This is a genomic window from Aeromonas sp. SG16, assembly GCF_024436135.1.
Classification (GTDB): domain Bacteria; phylum Pseudomonadota; class Gammaproteobacteria; order Enterobacterales; family Aeromonadaceae; genus Aeromonas; species Aeromonas jandaei.
Genome location: NZ_JANFNW010000001.1, coordinates 444,556 through 465,885, shown reverse-complemented (window position 1 = coordinate 465,885; position 21,330 = coordinate 444,556). Strand labels below are relative to the sequence as shown.

Sequence of the window (21,330 nt, the reverse complement as noted above, 5' to 3'; positions counted from 1 at the left end):
AATTAGCGCGCCTGCACCGCCTGCAGCAGCACCGACACATCGGCACCAAAACTGCGGGTACGGATCGCCTCGCGGATCTCCGCTTCGCTGTAGCGGCTGCCCGGATAGACCACCACGCAGGAGGTGTCGCCGGGCTTGAGGAAGTGGGTCTCGCCAAACGGGGTATAACGGGTGGCGCCGATGCTGATGAGCGCATGGGGGGGATGCCCCGCCTGCGCCAGCAACCCCTGAATGTGCTCCGCCGGACCTTCATCCTGTTGATGGTTGAACTTGTCGATGGCCCAGTCGAGCAGCTTGCCGTGGAAGTAGCTGTAGTCGATGGCGGCGCTGTCTACCCCGTAGGCGTGCAGCTCGCCATCGCGCTCCAGATAGCAGGCGATGCGATAGTCATCGATCTCGCAGCCGGCGGCAAAACCGGAAAGCGGCAGCAGCTTGGCCGCCAACCCCTTGCTCTCTTCGCCCCAGTTCTTCTTCTCGCTGATCTTCTTGGCGTTGGGACGACGGATGGAGCAGTCGTTATAGGCGCCAAAGGCACGGGGATGGATCGCCACCACCTGCTTGTCGGCATACTCCAGCTCGCACCAGAGCGCCACTTCCGGCTCAATCTGCACCTTCTCGTCACCGCTGACCGCCGCTTCCGGCAGGAAGATGGCGTTATTGCTCAGCGGGAACACCCCGAGCTGACCCGGATGGCCCGGTACGAAGAAGGGGAACAGTGCCTTGGGCGCGGTGGTATCACGCACCACCACCGCCACGAAATCCGACGCTTCACCCGCCTGCTCCAGATGACCGGCGAAATTGCCCGCTACCCCGAGTCCAATAAACTTGCTCTCTGCTGTCACTTGCATCTTGCTCACCTGCATCTTGCCAACGCAAGGTAGCAGGCTTGTCGCCCACTACCGCTAAAGTGGCAAGATTAAACCACAAGGCCCCCGCCTTCGCCCAGTCCGGCCCTGCGGCGGTGTGCGCCAGCCCGCTTTTTTGGCCCCGACTGGCGACGCCTTGCGCCATTTCTGTCACCTCATCCACCTCGTCCGCCACCCGGGCCGGTCATCTTGTAGCCAGCAGCAACAGATCTGCCTTGTAGCAAGCGGCCAACGCCCCGGAGAAGCGAAAAACAGAGTGCAACAGCGGAAAGCCGGGCTCACCAGTCGATATAAACAAAAACGAGGGCATTCAGCCAAAAGGCATAAATTCAACTTATAGTGACCAGTTTGGCCCCTCTCTGCACCGCAGGCTGCCCGCCAAGCCCCCAGCGGCCATCTTCCGATCTCTTTCTCTCTTTAGCCCTTTCTCCTCTTTGGCCTGCGCACCAACTTTGCTAGGCTGCCTGCCACACAGACTCACAGAGGGATCTTCTTGATGTCACAGGCGCACTTTCAGGGCCGCTTCGAAGTCGAGTTCAAATATCGGCTGGCGGATCGCCCTGCCTTCCTCAAGGCGCTGCTCGCCCTCAATCCAGAGGTGATGCTGGAAGATAATCTGGAGCGGGATCGCTACTTCGACACGCCGGACGATGCCCTTGCCCGCGCAGGCAAGAGTCTGGCGATCCGCACCATGGAGCCCTCCGGCATCCAGCTCTGGATCGTCAAGGGGCCCGAGGCGGATCGCTGCGAAGCGGTCAATATCAGCGATGCCGACAAGGCTGCCAGCATGCTTTTGACCATGGACTACCGGCAGATCCTCGAGATCACCAAACAGCGCAGCATCTACTTCCTTGGCCCGTTTCACGTCACCCTGGATCACCTGACCGGGATTGGCGACTTTGCCGAGCTGGCCATCATGACCGATGACGAGGCACGCCTGCCTGAATTTCGCCAGCAACTGCTCGCGCTGGCAGCGCGGCTGGGGCTCGCTCCCGAGATGGAGGAGCCGCGCTCCTACCGCACCCTGTGCAGCCAGCACATGCAGGCAACACCCACCGCACACCCAGAGGATGCAACCCGATGATCGACAAACTCGCCTGGCTCACCTTTAAAGATCAGCAACTGCTCTGCGCCCGCTCCCACGGCAAGGCCATCTACTACATCCCCGGCGGCAAGCGCGAGCCGGGCGAGAGCGACGAAGCGGCCCTGATCCGCGAGATTGACGAGGAGCTGGCCGTCACCCTGCAACCCGATACCCTGCGCTTTGCCTGCGAGTTCAGCGCCCAGGCCGATGGCAAACCGGCCGGAGTCGAGGTGCGGCTGCGCTGCTACACCGGCCAAGCCAGCGGCACCCCGGTCGCCTCGGCCGAGATTGCCGAGCTGCGCTGGCTCGACAGCAGCCATCTCGACGAGCTCTCCCCCGTCTCCCGCCTGCTCTTTGGCTGGCTCAAGGAGCAGGGGCTGATCCGCTAACTGGCCGCAGCCTCCTTGCATCACGGCCAGAGCACACTGTGGCTGAACCGCAGGCAGGATGCCGTTCACACAACGAAAAGGATGTCGGATGAACATTATTGACGTACCCGCAATCGAGGATCAGCTGCCCGCCCTCATCGCCCTGCTACAGGATTGTGTCAACAGCGGTGCCTCGGTCGGTTTTTTACCGCCCCTCCGTGTTGAAGATGGGGCTAAATACTGGCAAGGGGTGGCAGCAGAGCTGGCATCAGGGGGCCGAAAACTGTGGCTTGCCATTGAACAGCAAGCCGTAGTGGGCGCCGTGCAGCTCTCACTCTGCGGCAAGGCCAATGGCCGCCACCGGGCCGAGGTGGAAAAACTGATGGTACTGCAAGCGGCGAGAGGCAAAGGTATTGGCCGTGCGCTGATGCAGGCGATGGAGCAAGGCGCCCATGCCGCGGGCCGTTCGCTGCTGGTGCTGGATACTCGCGCCGGTGACGTGGCCTCGCACCTCTATCGTCAACTCGGCTATCAGGAGGCTGGCCAGATCCCCCATTTTGCCCTCGGTGCCGACGGCAAGCTGGCTGCGACAGTTATCTTCTACAAGATGCTCTGAACACTCCCCCCGCTTCTCTTATCAAAACAGCAGGGCCGAACTGACCGGCCCTGCTTGTGGCAGCGTGACTTTTTGTTGCAGCAATAGGCTTGCGACAGACAGCAACGAAACAGCCATTGACCCAGCCCCCCTCAACCCCCGCCATCACTCGCGCCAAAATACAACAAAACCAACAAAATGATTAATTAAGGGATAATACGAGCCCCATTTCTTGTTCATCTCTTGCTTCAGCAGGCGTATCGTGTGAGACCCATTTGATAATCAAATCTATGTTGTTCACTGCCTTGAGGAATAATGGATGCCTACTTTGCCCCGTACTGTCACCTCCCCCAAAAAGTTCATCATCGGCCAACACCTTCTCCCGCAACTCCATGAGCACGTTAAAGATTTTGGTGACAATGCGCTGCTCATCAGCGACGAGTTCATTCTTGAGCGGGTGCAAGAGGAGGCCCTGGCGGGGATCCTGCAGGCAGGCCTCAGTGGAGTGGTCGACAAGTTTCGCTACGAATGCACCGAACAGGAGATCCAGCGTCTGACCCACCTTGCCGAGCAATATGGCGCGAACGTGATTGTCGGGATCGGCGGCGGCAAGACGCTGGATGTCGCCAAGGCCGTGGCCTTCTATCTGCGTCGTCCGGTTGTGTTGTTCCCGACGATTGCCTCCACGGATGCCCCCTGTACGGCACTCGCGGTGATCTACAACCAGGCGGGCGAATTTGAGCGCTATCTGTTCCTGCCGCAAAATCCGGACGTGGTGCTGGCTGACACCGCCCTCATTGCTGCCGCCCCTCCCCGCTTCTTTTCCGCAGGTGTCGGCGATGCCCTGGCCACCTATTTCGAAGCGCGCGCCTGCTATCGGGCCGACGGGCTCAATCTGGTTGGCAAGCGCCCTTCACGTACCGGGCTGGGTCTGGCAAAGCTCTGTTATGAGCTGCTGGGGGAAAACATCGAGCTGGCGATGGATGCGATACGCCACCATGTCTCCACTCCGGCGCTGGAGCAGGTCATCGAAGCCACCATCTACCTCAGCGGGGTCGGTGCAGAAGCCGGTGGGCTGGCCGCTGCCCATGCCGTCAACAATGGCATGTCACTGATCACGGAGCTCCATCATGCCCAGCATGGCGAGAAGGTAGTCTTCGGCCTGCTGACCCAGCTGGTGCTTGAGAGCGCCCCGCAACATGAACTTGATGAGGTGTTGCGCATCATCGACTGTGCAGGCCTGCCGATGACGCTGCAAGAGCTTGGGCTCACTCACTTCCATGAAAGCGAGTGGCGCAAGGTGGCACAGCTGGCCTGCGATCCCCTCGATACCATGGGCAACATGCCGATGACAGTCAGTGAACAGGGTGTCTACGCCGCCATGGTAGCGGCCAATGCCATGGCAGAGCGTTATCGCCTCCGCCATCCCCGCGCCTGATTGATTTGCCGCACCCAATGCGGCAAACAGCAAAAAGGCTTGCCCATTGGCAAGCCTTTTTCATCTGCCATCCATCTCTTGTCGGGATAGACGAACGTCTGCGCTGACTCAGGGCAGTTTAACCGCCCGCACTTCAACCTCTGGCAGGGCAAAGGCCTCTTGCGCGGCGATGAGTTGCAGCTCGTAAGCCTCCTGGCGCCAGGTCTCTTGCAGCACGGCGTCCACCGCCGCATTGGTACGCTCAAAGGCGCTCACCGCATCGTGGCCGGTCAGCAGATTGGCCAGCATCAGGGCGCTGATAAGATCGCCAACCCCGACCGGCTGACGGGCAAAGTCGTAGAGCGGACGGGCAATCAGGTAATCCCCATCCGGGGTGGCCAGCAGCATCTCGAAGCGGCTCGGATCTTGCGCCGCGCGCCCCAGATGCTTGACCAGTACCAGCTTGACGCCACGGGCCAGCAGCTGATGGGCGGCGGCGCGGGTCTGCGCCAGATCCGCCAGATGGGTATCGCAGAGGGTCTCCAGCTCCAGCAGGTTGGGGGCCATCATGTCAGCCACCGGCAGTGCCTGCTCGGTCAGAAAACGGGTGACACCGGGGGCGACGATGCACCCCTTCTCGGGATGCCCCATCACCGGATCGCAGAAGTAGATGGCATCGGGATTGGCCGCCTTGACGGCGTTGACCACATTGAGGATCTCGTCCCCCTGCTCGGCCGAACCGAGGTAGCCGCTCAGTACCGCATCGCACTGGCCCAGCACCCCGATATTGCCCAGCCCTTCGGCCAGCGCGCTGATGTGTCCCGCCGGCATCGCCATCCCCTGCCAGCCCTGTGCGTACTGGGTATGGTTGGAAAACTGCACCGTATTGACAGGCCACACGTCGACCCCCAGACGGCGCATGGGGAAGACGGCGGCGCTGTTGCCGGCACAGCCGAACACCACGTGGGACTGAATAGAGATAACGGATTTCATCGGGATCACCACAACAAAGGATCAGCAAGGGGGGCAATATATCGGATGAAGATATTGGATTGCCACCCTGTCACGGCACGAACCGGCATTTTCCTGATTAAACGCAGGCTTTTGGCCTGAAGCCATGCCATTCGGCACTGCTTTGCGTTCGTTTTTTCTGCTCGCTATGGACGGGCGAAGTGGTAGACCCACCCCTCATCCAGTGCCATCCCGGCTGGCGGAGTCAACAGGGCGGGCAGCCGGGCAACCCGACCGCCAGCGGCATATTGCAGCGCCATCAGAGCGCACAGCGCCGCATCGTAGCGATCCGTATCCGGCACCACATCTGCAGGCAGCAGCGCCGCCAGCTCGGGTCTGGCAGGTGATGCCTTGCCCGCGACCTTGGCCAGCGCCGGATAGACCTCCAGCACGGCGCGACTGGCCTGCGGGGCAACGGTCGGTACCAGTTGCAGATCAGGCAGATTGGGCAGCATGGAGAGCGCCAGGGTGGCGTTGTTGCCGAGCCGATCGAAGGTGGCCGACAGCGGCTTCTTGCCATATTGCTGATACAACCAGCGCTCGCAGTCGCGATAGGCGTAGGGGTTGTCGATCTCCCGCTCGGGCACGGCGCAGGAGAGCGGCTGGCCGTTAAGCAGGTCGCGCAAGGTGCGGGGAAAGGCGAGCGGCGCATCGATACCTAGCGCCAGTTGCGGGCAGGCCTCAACCTGCGCAAGCAAGGCTTCGTCTTGCAGGGCCGGACGCAGCAAGGCCGCCAGATCCGGCGCGACCCGTGAGCTCAGGCGAAACAACGGCGAGACCCCGAGCCAGTGCAGGCTGCTGGAGTCGGCCTGCCAGCCCACCACGGCCACCGCCTGGGCGCTGCCTTGCCAGCCCCGCACATCCCAGCCAATTCCGATTGCACTCATCTGCCCTGCCGTCATCTGTTACCTCTGTGTCACGGATAGAAGGGGCACAGGGTAATCAGCCTGCGGGCTTAACGCAAAGCGAACCGCCCACTCAGAACGATTTCTGGAAGTTCACCAGCGGCAAAATGGGGAAAACGCCGTTGGCGGCGTAGTTGGCCAACCCGATCTGCAAGCCGTCGAGGTGTTTGGTGGCATTGATAAAACCGATCTGGAAGGTGGTGCGCTCGGCATAGTTGACCAGCCCGACGTTGGCCAGCGCATTGCCTTTGGCGATATTGACCGCCCCCCAGTTGATCCCCTGTACGTTATTGGTCAGGTTGACCAGCCCGAGATTGACGCCGGTATCCTGCCCCTCATGCCAGTTGACGGCATTGATGGCCACCCCGCCAAACTGGTGGCGCACCCGGCCGGCACCGAGAAAGATCCCGAGCTGCAGGCCACTGAACCGATCCACATCGGAGAGGGCAAACACCGGCAGATCGATCCCCTTCACCTGACCGGTACGACCGTAAAGCAGAGAGGCGCGCGCCCCTTCCACCTGATGGGAGGCGGGCAGATTGACCCCGGGCAGGGAAAACTGTACCGGCGTACTGGCTTGCGCTACGCCGAACAGCGTGAGGGCGCCGCAGGCCAGCAGCAGTCGGGAGAGTGTCATGGGATGCTCCTTGCAGTTGCATCAGCAGGAAAAGGAGCATGCTAACAGCCGGGAGGTACCGGGGGGACAGTGCGAGGGACGCGCTGCGTCATCAGGCGTCCCAGCCAGTCGCCAAATGCGGGGTGGCACGCAAAAAGGCCGCCTGTGCCCGGCCATTTTTCACGGCCATCAGCCCCCTTCCCTTTCCTTGCCGGGGTGAACTGCCTAAAATAGCCGCCCTGCCACGTCCGGCATTCATCCAGTTAGAGGATTTCCCATGGAAACGTTTCTGCTCGAAGGTCACCCCTTCGTTGCCTTGTGTGACCTTATCAAGCATCAGGGTTGGGCCGATTGTGGCGGCGCGGCCAAGGCGCTCGTCGCCGAAGGGCTGGTCGAAGTGGACGGTCAGGTAGAGACCCGCAAGCGCTGCAAGATCGTGGCCGAGCAGGTGGTCAACTTCAACGGCATGAAGGTCGTGGTCAAAGAGGGGATGAGCCCGGAGATCGAGTGATCGGTCACGGCTGATTGCCACCGCTCCGCCAGATCTGCCGGCGGAGCGTTTGAGCAGCCCGCACGGGCGTATCTCTTGAGCGCGTCAGCTGGCCTTGATCGAGAGGGTCAATACGAAGCGCGCCATCGCCTCATCTCCGTTCAGAGAGGGACAGGTGGCCACCACCTGGATGGGGCGGTTGATGCGCTGGCCAGTGGCGAGCGATTCATCGATCATGGCGTCGATCTCCTCCCCCGCTGCGCAGTCAAACTGTACATCCCCCTCGGGCCGCTTCAAAAACTCCCCCTGTACATCCTTGAAGGCGAAGTGCACCTTCTTGCGTCGCTGTCGCCCCTTCTCCATCACCAGCAGACCGCCCACCAGATCGGCGCCGGTGGCCAGCGCGCCAAAATACATGCTGCCCAGATGGTTGCGGGTACGCCAGCCAAGGGGAATGCGAATGCGCAGCGCCTTGGCGTTCATCTCTTCGATGATCGGGGCACAAAAACCGATGACGGGAATGTAGCGCCAGGCAAAGAGCCGCAGCGCCAGGTTGGCCTTCAAACGTTGCAAATCCATATGCGAACTGATCCGATGAGTTGATGTAAACAGCATGTTGCCAGCATGACCATGATTGGACAAGGACGCGGATCACGCTTGCCGCTATTTCATTGCCCAAAAAAGAGGGAACCGCAACGGTTCCCTCTTGTGCATTTGCCGGTCGATCAGGCCCGCTTCTCTTCGAGCCAGGCCCCCTGACTCTGCATCTCGAACAGCTGGGCATAATGGCCGCCGAGTGCCATCAGCTCGCCATGGCTGCCCCGCTCGTTCACCTGCCCGCGAGAGAGCAGCAGGATTTCGTCCGCATCGACGATGGTCGAGAGGCGGTGGGCGATGGCGATGGTGGTACGACCACGACGCGCCGCCGCCAGCGCCGAAGAGAGGGCCAACTCGGTCTGGGAGTCCACGCTGGCGGTCGCCTCGTCCAGAATGAGGATACGCGGATCCCCCACCAGCGCGCGGGCAAAGGAGAGCAGCTGGCGCTGCCCAGCGGAGAGATTCTTGCCCCCCTCCTCCATCAGGGTGTTCAAGCCATCCGGCAGGCTGCGCACAAACTCGGCCAGCTGTACCTCGGTCAGCGCCTGCCACAGCTGCGCCTCGTCGATGCCAGCCCGGCCAAGGCGCAGGTTCTCGGCCAGGGTACCGACGAAGATAAAGGGATCTTGCTGTACCAACCCGATACTGCGGCGCACCGCCGAGAGCGACAGGCTCGCCATCGGGTGATCATCGAAGCGGATGGTGCCCTGATCCAGCGGGTAGAAGCCCATCAGCAGGCTGATGATGGTGGACTTGCCACTACCGGTATGCCCCACCAGCGCCAGCATCTGGCCCGGTTTGGCGGTAAAGCTTATGTCGCGCAGCACCTGCTGCTCGCCATCGTAGGAGAATCCCACCCGCTCGAAGCTCACCCGCCCTTCCAGCGGGAGCTGCTCGCCGTCGGTACTCTCGCGGGTTTCATCGAGCAGGGCAAAGACCCGCTCCCCCGCCACCATCGCCTGCTGCAGCTGGTTGAGCTGGTTGGTCATCTCGATAAGCGGCTCAATCATCCGCCCCAGATAGCTGATAAAGGCGTAGAGCACCCCCACCTGAATGGCACCCGCGCTACTCAGCCCCTCGTGGGCAAACAGCGCCAGCAGACCGATCAACACCATCATGTAAAAGAGATCGATAAGCGGGCGCAGCAGGATGCCGTTGATCTTGAGGCTCTTGAGGCGCGCCGCCCAGTGCTGCTGGTTCACCTCGGCAAAGGCGTTGGCGAAATGGCGCTCCTGCACCATGGCCTGAATGACCGGCATCCCCTGCAGCGACTCGTTGAGGCGGCTGTTGATGTCGGAAAGCAGGCTGCGGGTCGCCCGCACCACAGGCACGCTCAAGCGCTGATAGAGCCACATCACTCCGCCCACCGCAGGCAGCAGGCAGGCACACACCAGCATCAGCCGCAGATCCAGCAGCGCCATAGAGATGAGAATGCCGCACAAGAGCACCACCTTCTGCACCAGCAGCCCAATCACCTGCACGTAGAGGTTCATGATCGCCTCGGTGTCGTTGGTGATGCGGGAAATCAGCGAGCCGGAGCGATGCTGATCAAAGTAGCGGGCCGGCAAGCGGATCGCGGTGGCAAATACCTGCTCGCGCAAGGTTTGCACCACCGCCTGGGCGATGCGGTTAAAGCGCAGGGATTGCAGGTAGAAACCCGCGGCAGAGAGCACCTGCAAACCGAGATAGCCGGCAGCAATGGCCGCAATGGCGGGCCACACCAGCTGGCGCGGTGTCAGATAGTCATCGATGAACAGTTTGATGAGCAGGGGGCCCGCCACTTCGGCACCGGTTGCCAACAGCAAGCAGAGGCCTGCCTGGATCAGCCAGCGCGGATAACGGGCACAGTAGGCGAGCAGCCGTTTGATGGTCGGGTTCACAGGCTCTCCTCCACTGCTTCTTCGAGACGCTGGTAACGCACCATATCTGCATACCAGCCGTTGTGAGCCATCAGGGCGCCGTGGCGGCCACGCTCACTGACGGCCCCCTGCTCCAGTACCAGAATTTCATCGGCCTGCTCCACCGCCGTCATCCGGTGGCTGACCAGAATAAGGGTGCGCTTGTGCGCCTTGAGAGCGTGCAGGATCTGCTGCTCGGTGTGGGCATCCACCGCTGAGAGCGCATCATCGAGCACCAGAATGGGCGCCTCCAGCAGCAGAGCACGGGCGATGGCGAGCCGCTGCTTCTGGCCGCCGGAGAGGGTCACCCCCTTCTCGCCCACTTCGGTCTCGTAGCCTTTGGGGAAACGGCTGATGTCGTCATGGACACAGGCGATCCGCGCCACCCGCTCCACCTCCTCGCGGCTGGCATCAGGCCGACCAAGGGCGATGTTGGCAGCAATGGTGGTGGAAAACAGGAATGGCTCCTGCGGCACATAGGCAAACTGGCTGCGCAGCTCACCCAGCGCAAGTTGCGAGATGGGAATATCCCCCATGCGGATCTCTCCCGCAGTGGGATTGGCCAGCCGCATCAGCAGTTTGAGCAGAGAACTTTTACCAGCACCGGTACGCCCGACAATCCCCAGCATACCGCCAGCTTGCAGGGTGAAATCCACACTCTGCAACAGGGTACGTTGCTCACGCTGGTACCCCACATCGCGGGCTTGCAACGGGAAGGGCGAGACCAGCGCAAGCGGGTGGGCCGGCTCTTCGATATCGCTGCGCTCGCCGAGCAGACTTTCAATTCGCGAATAGGCGGCGCTGCCGCGCTCTATGATGTTGAACAGCCAGGCGATGGCGAACATGGGCCAGATCAGCTGGCCGAGGTACATGGTGAAACTGGTGAGCTCCCCAAGAGTCAGCTCGTCACGGAGTACCAGCGCGCTGCCACCCGCCACCGCCAGAAAATAGGAGCAACCGATGCAGAGATAGATGACGGGATCGAACTTGGCATCGATGCGAGCCACCGCCATGTTGCGTTCCCCGGCCTGCCGGGTCAGTTCGGCAAAACCTTGATCTTCTAGGGATTCAACGGCGTAGGACTTGAGCACTCGCACACCGGAGAGCGCCTCCTGGGTTTTGTTGTTGAGTTTGGAAAAGGCCCCCTGCGCTGATTTGAACTGCTTGTAGATCTGCTTGCCAAAGCGGTTCATGAAAAAAGCCATCACCGGCAGTGGCAACAGGGAGAGCAGAGTCAGTTGCCAGGAGTACTGGCTGCACATGATGGAGAGCACCAGCACCCCGACCATGATGGAGTCCACCAGGGTCAAGACCCCTTCCCCGGCTGTCATCTCCACCGCCTGAATATCGTTGGTGGCATGGGCCATCAGATCGCCGGTACGGTGGCGCTGGTAGAAATCGGGGCTCATCCGGGTGAAGTGGCTGAACAGACGGTTGCGCAGCACAAAGGCTAGCCGGTACGAGGCGCCAAACAGCATGACTCGCCAGGCATAACGCAGCATGTAGATGAGTAAACCGAGGCTAAACAGGCCGGCCAGATAGCCCGTCAGCGTTGCGCTATCGAGGGATCCCCTGGTAATACCGTCCACCACCCAGCCAACCACTTTGGGCGGAATGACGGTCAACAAGGCCACTACCATCAGCAGAGATATGGCAATAAGATACCGCCGCCACTGCTCCCTGAAAAACCAGCTCAATCGTATAAATACGCTCACACCACCAACCTTTGCCCTTTTAACTGCCATAACGCACAGATGCAGACAGCATTCTCACGGGTCGACATCAGAATAGAAAACAATCGCCTCCGGCTGGAGGCGATTTGAATCGAAGGGTCATCATATCCCGAACCAGGGGGTATGAGAATAATTACTATTTAATTCACTGAGAGGGGCGATCATCACCTGTTGCATAGGGGTTATACGTATTTTCATGCTGCTCACCAGTCAGAAGAAAGTGGGATACCTCCTCTCTGGTCTGGCTGAATACCTGTTGCAGTTGCTCAAGATCTGCTTCGCTCAGCACCTCGTTTTGCCGCAGCCGCCACTCCAGCTCCCCGGCGACCACCTGCAAACGGGCTGCGGAGATATTGGCCGACACCCCTTTGAGGGTGTGCAGCAATTTACAGGCAACATCCGGCTGCTGACGGCGCAAGGCCGAGCGGATCTCCCATAGATCATCCTTGTGCTCCGACATGAAGAGCTTGAAGAGGATCTGCAGCGCCTCCTTGTCCTGTTCCAGCCGCTTGAGCGCATCCTGCAAGTCGAGCACCCCCATCATGTCGGGCGGTTTCACCTCCAGCATACCGCTCTGCTCCAGCTCTTGTGGTTTTACCCACTGCAGCAGGTTGTTGTAAAGATCGAGCTTGCTGACCGGTTTGGTAACATAGCCATTCATCCCGACCCCCAGACAACGCTCCTTGTCCCCCGGCATGGCACTGGCGGTCAGCGCTATGATGGGCACATCGTGCTTGTCGACCATCTTGCGGATCTGGCGGGTAGCATCGAGGCCATCGAGCACCGGCATCTGCAGATCCATCAGGATGACATCAAACGGCTGCTCGGCAACGCGCTCTACAGCTTCGCGGCCATTGTTGACCACGGTCACGACAGCATCCACCCGGCGCAGGTATTCGATAATGAGTTGCTGGTTAACCCGGTTGTCTTCGGCAAGCAACACCCGGGTTCCCTGCAGCAGAGATTTGAAATGCTGCTGATCGCCTTGCGCTTCCGCTTGCCGTAAATGGTGTTCATAAGAGCTGCCATTGAGCAGCTCATCCACCTTGGCCAGCAGGGAGTTTTCGGTCATCGGCTTGGGCAGGAAATGGGTCAGACCGATGCTTTCCATCTTGCCGTGCAGACCATCTCTGGACCAGGCACTGATCATCAGAATAGGAATACGGCGCCACTGGCTGTGCTGATACATCTCGAGGGCCAGATCCAGCCCATCCTCCTGCCCCATCCGCCAGTCGAGAATTGCCAGCTTCAGGTTCTGCCCCTCTTCCCGCAACACCTGACGAGCACGGGAAAGCGAATTGACTGCAAGCACTCTGACGCCGGCGCGGGTAAGGATATCTTTGGCCAGATCCAGCACCAGCTCGTTGTCATCCATCACCAGCACCAGCGGTTGATGTTCGAAGAACACTTTACGGCCGGCCACGCCATAAACAGCCTGAGTCATGGGAATATCAAACTGGAACAGCGAACCAACCCCGGGTTTACTCTGCACCGAGATCCGCCCGCCCATCAGTTCCACCAGGCGCTGGGAGATGTTAAGGCCAAGGCCGGAACCGCCATATTTTCTGGTATTACTGGCATCAATCTGGGTAAACGCCTGAAACAAATGAGCCTGCTTATCCTCCGCAATCCCGATACCGGTATCGCGGATACTGAAGCGGATCCGCATGGGATGCGCGCTGGCCAAACTAATCGACACTTCCACCTCACCACGCTCGGTAAACTTGATAGCGTTATTGACCAAGTTGACCAGCACCTGCCCCAGACGCAGGGGATCACCACGCAGGAAAACCGGCACATCGGAAGATTTGCAGATGATCACCTCGACATGTTTGCGTTCAGCCAGATCGGCAAACATGCCCGCCAGCGAATCCAGCTGCTCGCTGAGATCGAAATCGATCTCTTCCAGCGTCAGTTTGCCTGATTCCACCTTGGTCAAATCGAGGATGTCGTTGATCAGCAGCAACAAGGTATCGGAAGAGGATTTGATCTTGCCAAGGTAGTCCCTTTGCTGTTGATCCAGCTCGGTTTGCAGGGCCAGCGAACTGAAACCGATGATGGCATTCATGGGCGTGCGGATCTCGTGGCTCATGTTGGCCAGAAAATCGCTTTTGGCCTGCGCCAGCAGGCCGGTCTGGTGAGAGAGCTCACTCAGCTTCTGATTTCGCCGCCACAGGGTATAGGCCACCAGACCAAAGCAAATCAAAGCCCCCCCGAGCACCATCAGATAGAAGCGGTTCATCAGTTTGGCGGCACACTCAAGCCGATCGAGCTTCCAGCGCACCAGAGTATCAACCACATGCATGTCGATCAGCCTGTTACGCAATGTGTGATACGCAACCACCTGGCGACTCAGATCTGCACTCAACTGAACCAGAGCAATAACATCTGGCTGATCGCGATAGCGGGTTGTCAATTGTTGCTGCAGCAGGGTCAGCTGCTCCTGCTCCTCTTTACTCCAGCTTTTTTGCAGGAATGACCCCAGCTGTGCCAGCTCCTTGAGATTGCTCTGCAAGGTGTCGTCTGTCTGTGGCAGTGCCAGTACCTTGTGCAGTTGCAGCTGGAATGGCTGCTGAATGTACTCTATCGCCATCTCCATGGCATGAAGTTGGGCCAGCTCCATCAGATAGGAGTCCATATCCTGCAACAGAGTCTGGGAAAGGGGAAAAGAGATGAGCAGTGGATCACTGCGAACCATACGCACAAAGCTATCCAGATTTGCAGATAACTGGCTGAGGCGCTGCTGGACGTTGGTGTCATTGGCCTGCTCCCGTCCAAGCAAATAGACGGTGTCCGAATTAATCCGGTTCAGCACAACCTCTGCCGCGGTACTCATATCCTCAGCTTGCTGCTGCTGACTGAGCAACTGCCAGCAGTATCCCGAAAACGCGAGCAGCAAGGCCACAACCAGCCCAAGCAGCACACGGTTTTTCCGTGATCCTTTGTTCATCCCGTCTCGACTCTCAACTGTGGTCGCTGAATTATCCTGCAGGGTAATGAACCCCGGGAGCATGATCCACTCCTGCCGGCCATTGTGTTACCGTGGCGCGGCGCTGATTGGGCAGCAAATCTCCCCATCAGAATACATCTACAGGAGCCAATTATGTCATTTGTCACTACTTATTGTAGCCACTGCTTTACCAGAAACCGCCTGCCTGAGGACCATATCGACCATTCAGCCAAGTGTGGCCACTGCAAAGCCGCGCTTTTTGGCCAGACCCCGACTCTCGGTCGTGACAACCAGTTCGATACTCTCATCAGCTCCGACATTCCGGTTGTCGTCGATTTCTGGGCCAGCTGGTGCGGCCCTTGCCAACAATTTGCCCCCGTGTTTCACGAAGTTGCTCACGAAATGGAACCACAAATGCGCTTTGTCAAAGTAGATACCGAGCAGCAAGCCAGCATCGCTGCACGCTACGCCATTCGCAGTATCCCCACGCTGATGGTTTTCAAACAGGGCAAGATGGTGGCGCAAGTCAACGGTTCACTGCCCAAGAGCATGTTCAAACAGTGGCTGGAGCAATTCGTCAACGTTTGATGGATGTTACGCACATGTTTAATTTTGCGCCGATTAATCAATCACTCTGTGAGTAGTGACTGATTTTCGGCACACAGGTCTGTTTCATCCAGGTGAAGAAATGTAGTCTCGGCAACACAAAAACAACCATAAATTAACCGAGAGAACATTATGCACACATCTGCTGTACCCTCAGCCTCATCTCGCTGGCTGGATGTCAAATCAGGGATAGTTATCCTGGATGTCCTGCTGCTCTGTGCCATGCTCGCCTGGCTACCGTTTGACCCCATGGTCAACAAGGGGCTGGGTATTCTGGTCTTCATCGCCATCCTCTGGCTGACTGAAGCTCTCCATGTCACCATCACCGCACTGCTGGTGCCCTTGCTCGCGACCGTGCTCGGGGTCTTTGACATGAGCAAGTCACTCACCGACTTCGCCAACCCGATCCTCTTCCTCTTTTTCGGTGGCTTCGCACTGGCTGCTGCCCTCTCCAAACAGGGGCTGGACACCCTGATGGCTGGCAAGGTGATGCATCTGGCCAACGGGCACCTTGGCTGGGGCGTCATTTTGCTCTTCACCATTACCGCCGCCATGTCCATGTGGATCAGCAACACCGCCACCACCGCCATGATGCTGCCACTGGCGATCGGCATGCTGACCCGCCTTGATAGCAAAAAGAATCGTGCCACCTTCGTGTTCGTCCTGCTTGGTATCGCCTATAGCGCCAGCATCGGCGGTATCGGCACCCTGGTGGGCAGCCCACCCAACGCGATTGCAGCAGCCCAGATGGGGATCGGCTTCACCGACTGGATGAAGTTCGGCATTCCGGTCGTCATTATCCTGATGCCCTGTGGCATTGCCCTGCTCTATCTGGTCACTCGCCCGCAGCTCAACCACAAGGTTGAACTGCAGGATGTCACCATCAACTGGACCCGCGAGCGCAAAGTTACCCTGACAATCTTCCTGACCACTGTGGTGCTGTGGATCGGTTCGCAACCTATCTCCAACGCCTTTGGCGGGATACCTCAACTCGATACCCTGATCGCCATGGGAGCCATCGTTGCCATCGTGGTCAGCCGCGTCGCCAGCTGGGATGACGTGAACAAGAACACTGACTGGGGCGTGTTGATGCTGTTTGGCGGCGGCCTGACCCTGAGCGCCATCCTCAAAGCCACCGGCACCAGCGCCTTTCTGGCGGAACATTTGTCGGCCGTCCTCTCTCATGCCAACATTTTCGTGATCCTGCTGCTGCTCGCCGCTTTCGTGGTCTTCCTGACCGAGCTGGTCTCCAATACCGCGACCGCAGCGCTGCTGATCCCGCTCTTTGCCGGTGTGGCTGAAGCGCTGGGCGTCTCTCCCGTCGTCATGGCGGTTCTCATCGCTATCGGTGCCTCTTGCGCCTTTATGCTGCCAGTCGCAACGCCGCCCAATGCCATCGTCTTTGCCAGCGGCCATATCCGCCAGCAAGAGATGATGAAAGCCGGTATGTCATTGAATCTGGTCTTCACTGTGCTGCTGGCGATGCTGGCCTTCTTTGTCGGCGATATCCTCTGATATCCACTAACCCCCGGATAAACAAAACCCCCGCATTGCGGGGGTTTTTTATTGCCGTGAACCGTTAGTTGACGGAGCAGCGTTTCAGGTTCCAGATCCGCTCTACATAGTCCTGAATGGAGCGGTCGGAGTTGAACTTGCCCATGGTAGCCGAGTTGATGATGGCCTTTTTAGCCCACAGCGCCGGATCGCGATACCAGGTATCGATCAGCTTGTGCGCATCGGAGTAGGACTGGAAGTCCGCCAGTGTCAGGTAAGGATCACCCCCTTCCAGCAAGGAACGTTTGATGGAAGCCAGCTCACCCGGACGACCCGGAGTGAAGTAGTCGGTGTCAAACCAGTCCAGCACAGCTTTCAGCTCTGAGTTCGCATAGTAGAAGTCATACGGGTTGTAACCGCGGCCTTTCAGGGCCTTCACCTCGTCCACGTTCAGACCGAAGATGGCGCAGTTTTCAGCACCGGCCTCTTCCGCGATCTCGATGTTGGCGCCGTCCAGCGTACCGATGGTGATGGCACCGTTGAGGGCCATCTTCATGTTGCCGGTACCGGACGCTTCATAGCCAGCAGTAGAGATCTGCTCGGAGACATCAGCAGCCGGGATCAGCTTCTCGGCCAGGCTCACGCGGTAGTTCGGCATGAACACCACTTTCAACTTGCCCTGAATACGGGTGTCATTGTTGACCCGATCCGCCAACTTGTTGATGGCATAGATGATGTCTTTGGCCAGCTTGTAACCGGGCGCCGCTTTGGAGCCAAAGATGAACACGCGCGGATGCATGTCATAGTCCGGGTTGGCCAGCAAACGACGGTAGAGCCCCATGATGTGGATAAGGTTCAGCTGCTGACGCTTGTACTCGTGCAGACGCTTGATCTGGACATCGAAGATCGCCTCGGCGCTGACATCAATGCCGGTTTCCGCCTTGATGACCTTGACCAGCTTCTCTTTGTTGTGCCGCTTGATGGTCATAAACTGTTTCTGGAACGCTTTGTCGTCGGCAAACTTCACCACGCCACGCAGCTTATCCAGCTGCAGCGGCCACTCCTTGCCCACCACCTCGTTATAGAGTGCAGCCAGTTCCGGGTTGCACGCCAGCAGCCAGCGACGCGGCGTCACGCCGTTGGTCACGTTGCACATTTTTTCCGGCCACAGCTCGGCATACTCGGGGAAGAGATCTTCCTTGACCAGCTTGGAGTGGATCTCCGCAACGCCGTTCACTTTGGAAGAGCCGATGACGCAGAGGTTGCCCATGCGCACCTTGCGTACACTCCCCTCTTCGATGATGGAGAGTTTGGCTTTGATGGCATCGTTACCGGGCCACTTGGGTTCGACCAGCTCGTTCAGGAAACGGGCGTTAATCTCATAAATGATCTCGAGATGGCGCGGCAACACCTTCTCGAACAGGCTGACAGACCACTTCTCCAGCGCTTCCGGCAGCAGGGTATGGTTGGTGTAGGAGAAGACCTGATAGCTGATCTCCCAGGCGGCCGCCCAGTCCAGCCCCTCTTCATCCACCAGCACCCGCATCAGTTCGGGAATGGCGATAGTGGGGTGAGTATCGTTGAGCTGGATAGCGATCTGGGCCGCGAAATTGCTGAAGTCGCTCTCATGCACCCGCTTGTAGCGGCGCATGATGTCCTTGATGGAGCAGGCGCAGAAAAAGTACTGCTGGATCAGGCGCAGCTCTTTACCGGCATCGGTCTCATCGTTCGGATAGAGCACCTTGGAGATGGTTTCGGCCTGTGCTTTCTCTGCTTGCGAGTCAATGTAACCACCGGCATTGAACACGTCCCAGTCAAAAAACTCGGAGGCTCGGGATTCCCACAGACGCAGGATGTTGACGGTACTGCCGCCAAAACCGACTACCGGGATATCCCAAGGCACCCCTTTGATCTTGCGACCCGCGTGCCACACCTTCTTCAAACCGCCGTTATCACCGAAGACGGTCTCGACATAGCCATAGAGGGGGACTTCTTGTACCGACTCCGGACGGCAGATCTCCCAAGGGTTGCCGTATTCACGCCAAGAGTCTGGACGCTCAATCTGGCGGCCATCCTGGATCTCCTGACGGAACAGACCGTGTTCGTAGTGGATACCGTAGCCCACAGCCGGGTAGTTCAGGGTTGCCAGCGAGTCGATGAAGCAGGCAGCCAGACGACCCAGGCCACCATTGCCGAGCGCCATATCGGGCTCTTGTTCACACAGGTCGGTCAGATCCAGACCGAGTTCGCTCAGCGCCTCTTCACAGATCTTGTAAAGAGAGAGGTTGTGCAGGTTGTTGGAGGTCAGACGCCCCATCAGGAATTCAGCAGAGAGATAGTGAATAGCACGAGTATCTTTCTTGAAGTGAGTCTGCTGAGTGCGGGTCAGGCGCTCGTAAACCTGTTCGTTGACCGCCGCTGCGGTGGCTTTCCACCATGCATCGTGAGAGGCTTTCTGTTCGCTTGTTCCCAAGGTAGAACGCAGGTGACGCACGATACTCGCCTTGAGCTGATCTTTATCCAGTTGGAGATCCTGGTCTGTCTTCTTCTTGGTAGCCATAAACCATATTCCTTCGTTACAAATAAAATTGTTATCCCGAGGATCGGGACCGGCGCTGTTGTTATCTCAAAATATGTACCGGCGTGAGAATACTAACGAAAGCCGCGCAATTAAAAGTTAACGCAAGTCACACTTTAACCGATGAAAACCGCCCCAAAAGCGTGAAAACCCTTTCCTTTGACTCGTTGCCATTCATAAAAAATAACCAACTTTATCAATAGGTTATGATTAAAGTTAAAATAAAATAACGTGAATAGGTTTTCAACGATTGCCAGGCGTTGAAAATCCTTGAAAATAGGCACTGAAACGGCGCATTGAAAGCGATTTCAATGCACCGATATATGCTACAAGGCAAATATGAAACCTGCATTGCACCATCAGGTGTGTGCCTTGAACTGATTGCTCAAAGGATCATAGTGATATCCAATCTGGCCCAACCGCACCGCCAGCTGCTCCTCACTCATGTCGTAATAGGCCAGCAACTCCCCCAGCCCATCACATTCAAGCCGCAATTTCTCATTGATGATGCCCAGCAAAATGTTGGCATCCAGACGCTGCAAAGTGCTGATATCCATCTCTGCTCCTCCTCTTGACGACCTGTATAACCATGGGTGGTACACCAGCGTTTGTCCATAGAACAAAAAAACACCACCATTCAATGGATCATCAATACATTTAAAATCAATCACTTACAGTGGCATTATATCGTAGAGATCACATATTTCTTTAAAAACAGCTTGTCAGGTACTCAGAACAGAACTACTGTATGCACATACAGCTTGTATTTTCATACAGGATAAAGGATATGAACCAGACTCTGCACTCTCCCTCTGTCGCAATGAGCTGCACCATCAGCCGTCCATGGCCAACAAGGATCCTTTGTAAAGCGGGATCGGCCACAGCCAACGTGCGTATTCACTCTGACGAACAGTTTCTGGATGAATTGACCCGCATCGGTAACAACCATACCGGATGGATCCTGTTGATCGCCCCACCCGGCCGCCCTGCAGCCAACCGCTTGCAAGAGCGTGGTATAGACCCGAAACGGGTGCTGATCGTACACAGCCCGAAGATCAAGAACTGGCAACAGACACTGGAGCGCAGCCTTTGTCAGGGGCATTGTGCAGCGGTCTTTACCTGGCTGCCCGAACAGATCGAGCTGGATCACGCAAAATTGCAGCGTCTTGGCCAGCAGTCAGGCATATTGGCCTGCTTCTTTGGCGCCAAACGTATTGCTGTGAACGGTAAACGATTGAGTTATGGCGAACAGGATATCTATCTCAATCACTGAGCCAGGGTCGAGCTCCTCTTGATAGCACCTTCTTCACCCCCACTTGAGTGAAGATGATGGGCACTCAAAGAGTCTGGAAAGAGATGGTTAAAACAGACGGTACAATGAACCAGTCTCAGACGCAGGTATCTTATGGCTCCAGGCAATATATCGAGTTCACTCATATTTTCTCGCCATTGGTACGCTCATCTTGAAATGCCGGGGGACAAGGGGTATAACCACGCGTTTTATCAGGTGTATTAAGTGAGCGGTATGATGCAAGCCCCCTTTTGGCAGACCAAGAGTCTGCAGCAGATGACTGAATCCGAATGGGAATCCCTCTGCGATGGTTGCGGCAAATGCTGCCTCAACAAGCTGATCGATGAAGATACCGAAGAGCTGGTGTTCACCAACGTAGCCTGCAACCTGCTCAACACCAAAACCTGCCAGTGCTCCGACTATATGAACCGCTTCAAGAAAGAACCGGATTGCCTGCAGATCACCCACGACAAGATTGCCGAGTATGACTGGCTCCCCTCCACTTGCGCTTACCGCCTGCTTGCCGAAGGGCACCCCTTGCCAGAGTGGCATCCCCTGCTGACCGGTAGCCGTTCAGCCATGCATCAAGCGGGACAATCCGTACGTGGCAAGGTGATCCACGAAGATGAGGCGGGTGAATGGATTGACCACATCATCACCTGGGCCAGCTAACGCGCTCAATCTGCAATATCTGACACAACAAGGGCTGCACATGGTGCGGCCCTTGTTGTTTCTGCCAGACATGCTGCCCATCCGGGTAGAGTATTCACGTTGATTTGACGGGCATGATGCACATGCCCGCCCCTCACAATCAGACTCATGCCAAGCAGA

19 protein-coding genes are annotated in these 21,330 nt (G+C 58.0%); 9 read left to right on the top strand and 10 right to left on the bottom strand.

The genetic code is table 11. The features are described 5' to 3' along the window. Positions 1–2: 2 nt before the first annotated feature. Complete coding sequence (locus tag NOM67_RS02155) at positions 3–848, bottom strand: DUF5718 family protein (protein ID WP_255933531.1); 846 nt, start codon at positions 846–848, stop codon at positions 3–5. Between the two features lie 514 nt (positions 849–1,362). Here NOM67_RS02155 and NOM67_RS02150 point away from each other — a divergent pair. The 4 genes from NOM67_RS02150 to NOM67_RS02135 all read left to right on the top strand — a co-directional run bounded on the left by NOM67_RS02150 (position 1,363) and on the right by NOM67_RS02135 (position 4,351). Then, positions 1,363–1,950, top strand: coding sequence for a class IV adenylate cyclase (locus tag NOM67_RS02150; RefSeq protein WP_156852945.1), 588 nt, complete (start codon positions 1,363–1,365; stop codon positions 1,948–1,950). After that, positions 1,947–2,339 (top strand): NUDIX domain-containing protein, encoded by a 393-nt coding sequence (locus NOM67_RS02145; RefSeq protein WP_042032071.1) that lies wholly within the window; start codon positions 1,947–1,949, stop codon positions 2,337–2,339. Before NOM67_RS02150 ends, NOM67_RS02145 begins: the two co-directional genes overlap by 4 nt. Positions 2,340–2,427: 88 nt before the next feature. After that, complete coding sequence (locus tag NOM67_RS02140; RefSeq protein ID WP_156852946.1) at positions 2,428–2,934, top strand: GNAT family N-acetyltransferase; 507 nt, start codon at positions 2,428–2,430, stop codon at positions 2,932–2,934. A 298-nt stretch (positions 2,935–3,232) separates the two neighbouring features. After that, positions 3,233–4,351 carry a glycerol dehydrogenase gene (locus NOM67_RS02135; protein WP_156852947.1) on the top strand — a complete coding sequence of 373 codons (1,119 nt, stop codon included), beginning with the start codon at positions 3,233–3,235 and terminating at the stop codon, positions 4,349–4,351. Positions 4,352–4,459: 108 nt separating this feature from the next. Here the strand turns inward: NOM67_RS02135 and pdxY are convergent, their stop codons facing one another. The 3 genes from pdxY to NOM67_RS02120 all read right to left on the bottom strand — a co-directional run bounded on the left by pdxY (position 4,460) and on the right by NOM67_RS02120 (position 6,883). Beyond that, positions 4,460–5,323, bottom strand: a complete 864-nt coding sequence (pdxY, locus tag NOM67_RS02130) for a pyridoxal kinase PdxY (protein ID WP_156852948.1) — start codon at positions 5,321–5,323, stop codon at positions 4,460–4,462. Positions 5,324–5,487: 164 nt separating this feature from the next. Beyond that, on the bottom strand, positions 5,488–6,243 hold the full coding sequence (locus tag NOM67_RS02125; RefSeq protein WP_156852949.1) for a DUF429 domain-containing protein: 756 nt from the start codon (positions 6,241–6,243) through the stop codon (positions 5,488–5,490). 76 nt (positions 6,244–6,319) lie between these two features. Continuing rightward, positions 6,320–6,883 carry a VC2662 family protein gene (locus NOM67_RS02120; protein WP_156852950.1) on the bottom strand — a complete coding sequence of 188 codons (564 nt, stop codon included), beginning with the start codon at positions 6,881–6,883 and terminating at the stop codon, positions 6,320–6,322. 256 nt (positions 6,884–7,139) lie between these two features. Between NOM67_RS02120 and ybcJ the strand changes: the two genes are divergently transcribed. Then, a complete protein-coding gene (gene ybcJ / locus NOM67_RS02115; protein WP_033116144.1) occupies positions 7,140–7,373 on the top strand; it encodes a ribosome-associated protein YbcJ in 234 nt (77 codons plus the stop codon). 84 nt (positions 7,374–7,457) lie between these two features. On the opposite strand, the gene NOM67_RS02110 is transcribed toward ybcJ, so the two are convergent. The 4 genes from NOM67_RS02110 to NOM67_RS02095 all read right to left on the bottom strand — a co-directional run bounded on the left by NOM67_RS02110 (position 7,458) and on the right by NOM67_RS02095 (position 14,530). Next, entirely contained in the window at positions 7,458–7,931 is a 474-nt protein-coding gene (locus NOM67_RS02110; protein ID WP_041210317.1) for a DUF4442 domain-containing protein, read from the bottom strand. Between the two features lie 146 nt (positions 7,932–8,077). Further along, complete coding sequence (locus tag NOM67_RS02105; protein ID WP_255933525.1) at positions 8,078–9,829, bottom strand: ABC transporter transmembrane domain-containing protein; 1,752 nt, start codon at positions 9,827–9,829, stop codon at positions 8,078–8,080. Continuing rightward, complete coding sequence (locus NOM67_RS02100; protein ID WP_255933524.1) at positions 9,826–11,562, bottom strand: ABC transporter transmembrane domain-containing protein; 1,737 nt, start codon at positions 11,560–11,562, stop codon at positions 9,826–9,828. The genes NOM67_RS02105 and NOM67_RS02100 overlap by 4 nt, the downstream gene beginning before the upstream one ends. Positions 11,563–11,725: 163 nt before the next feature. Beyond that, positions 11,726–14,530 carry a response regulator gene (locus NOM67_RS02095; RefSeq protein ID WP_255933522.1) on the bottom strand — a complete coding sequence of 935 codons (2,805 nt, stop codon included), beginning with the start codon at positions 14,528–14,530 and terminating at the stop codon, positions 11,726–11,728. A gap of 153 nt (positions 14,531–14,683) precedes the next feature. Here NOM67_RS02095 and trxC point away from each other — a divergent pair, with 153 nt between their 5' ends. Both trxC and NOM67_RS02085 read left to right on the top strand, forming a co-directional pair. Then, a complete protein-coding gene (gene trxC / locus NOM67_RS02090; RefSeq protein ID WP_201910495.1) occupies positions 14,684–15,118 on the top strand; it encodes a thioredoxin TrxC in 435 nt (144 codons plus the stop codon). Positions 15,119–15,268: 150 nt separating this feature from the next. Further along, a complete protein-coding gene (locus tag NOM67_RS02085) occupies positions 15,269–16,651 on the top strand; it encodes a DASS family sodium-coupled anion symporter (RefSeq protein ID WP_139394327.1) in 1,383 nt (460 codons plus the stop codon). Between the two features lie 64 nt (positions 16,652–16,715). On the opposite strand, the gene NOM67_RS02080 is transcribed toward NOM67_RS02085, so the two are convergent. Both NOM67_RS02080 and NOM67_RS02075 read right to left on the bottom strand, forming a co-directional pair. Then, entirely contained in the window at positions 16,716–19,190 is a 2,475-nt protein-coding gene (locus NOM67_RS02080; protein ID WP_255933517.1) for a glycogen/starch/alpha-glucan phosphorylase, read from the bottom strand. A gap of 377 nt (positions 19,191–19,567) precedes the next feature. Continuing rightward, positions 19,568–19,765, bottom strand: coding sequence for a DUF4250 domain-containing protein (locus NOM67_RS02075; protein ID WP_236764842.1), 198 nt, complete (start codon positions 19,763–19,765; stop codon positions 19,568–19,570). A 230-nt stretch (positions 19,766–19,995) separates the two neighbouring features. Here NOM67_RS02075 and NOM67_RS02070 point away from each other — a divergent pair, with 230 nt between their 5' ends. Continuing rightward, complete coding sequence (locus tag NOM67_RS02070; protein WP_255933513.1) at positions 19,996–20,481, top strand: cell division inhibitor; 486 nt, start codon at positions 19,996–19,998, stop codon at positions 20,479–20,481. Positions 20,482–20,736: 255 nt separating this feature from the next. Further along, on the top strand, positions 20,737–21,171 hold the full coding sequence (locus NOM67_RS02065) for a YcgN family cysteine cluster protein (protein ID WP_042032055.1): 435 nt from the start codon (positions 20,737–20,739) through the stop codon (positions 21,169–21,171). Positions 21,172–21,330 lie beyond the last annotated feature (159 nt).

Excerpts from the sequence above, each read along its gene's own strand:
- NOM67_RS02155 (WP_255933531.1), bottom strand. The coding sequence starts at position 848 with ATGCAAGTGACAGCAGAGAGCAAGTTTATTGGACTCGGGGTAGCGGGC.
- NOM67_RS02150 (WP_156852945.1), top strand. The coding sequence starts at position 1,363 with ATGTCACAGGCGCACTTTCAGGGCCGCTTCGAAGTCGAGTTCAAATAT.
- NOM67_RS02145 (WP_042032071.1), top strand. The coding sequence starts at position 1,947 with ATGATCGACAAACTCGCCTGGCTCACCTTTAAAGATCAGCAACTGCTC.
- NOM67_RS02140 (WP_156852946.1), top strand. The coding sequence starts at position 2,428 with ATGAACATTATTGACGTACCCGCAATCGAGGATCAGCTGCCCGCCCTC.
- NOM67_RS02135 (WP_156852947.1), top strand. The coding sequence starts at position 3,233 with ATGCCTACTTTGCCCCGTACTGTCACCTCCCCCAAAAAGTTCATCATC.
- pdxY (WP_156852948.1), bottom strand. The coding sequence starts at position 5,323 with ATGAAATCCGTTATCTCTATTCAGTCCCACGTGGTGTTCGGCTGTGCC.
- NOM67_RS02125 (WP_156852949.1), bottom strand. The coding sequence starts at position 6,243 with ATGACGGCAGGGCAGATGAGTGCAATCGGAATTGGCTGGGATGTGCGG.
- NOM67_RS02120 (WP_156852950.1), bottom strand. The coding sequence starts at position 6,883 with ATGACACTCTCCCGACTGCTGCTGGCCTGCGGCGCCCTCACGCTGTTC.
- ybcJ (WP_033116144.1), top strand. The coding sequence starts at position 7,140 with ATGGAAACGTTTCTGCTCGAAGGTCACCCCTTCGTTGCCTTGTGTGAC.
- NOM67_RS02110 (WP_041210317.1), bottom strand. The coding sequence starts at position 7,931 with ATGGATTTGCAACGTTTGAAGGCCAACCTGGCGCTGCGGCTCTTTGCC.
- NOM67_RS02095 (WP_255933522.1), bottom strand. The coding sequence starts at position 14,530 with ATGAACAAAGGATCACGGAAAAACCGTGTGCTGCTTGGGCTGGTTGTG.
- trxC (WP_201910495.1), top strand. The coding sequence starts at position 14,684 with ATGTCATTTGTCACTACTTATTGTAGCCACTGCTTTACCAGAAACCGC.
- NOM67_RS02085 (WP_139394327.1), top strand. The coding sequence starts at position 15,269 with ATGCACACATCTGCTGTACCCTCAGCCTCATCTCGCTGGCTGGATGTC.
- NOM67_RS02080 (WP_255933517.1), bottom strand. The coding sequence starts at position 19,190 with ATGGCTACCAAGAAGAAGACAGACCAGGATCTCCAACTGGATAAAGAT.
- NOM67_RS02075 (WP_236764842.1), bottom strand. The coding sequence starts at position 19,765 with ATGGATATCAGCACTTTGCAGCGTCTGGATGCCAACATTTTGCTGGGC.
- NOM67_RS02070 (WP_255933513.1), top strand. The coding sequence starts at position 19,996 with ATGAACCAGACTCTGCACTCTCCCTCTGTCGCAATGAGCTGCACCATC.
- NOM67_RS02065 (WP_042032055.1), top strand. The coding sequence starts at position 20,737 with ATGCAAGCCCCCTTTTGGCAGACCAAGAGTCTGCAGCAGATGACTGAA.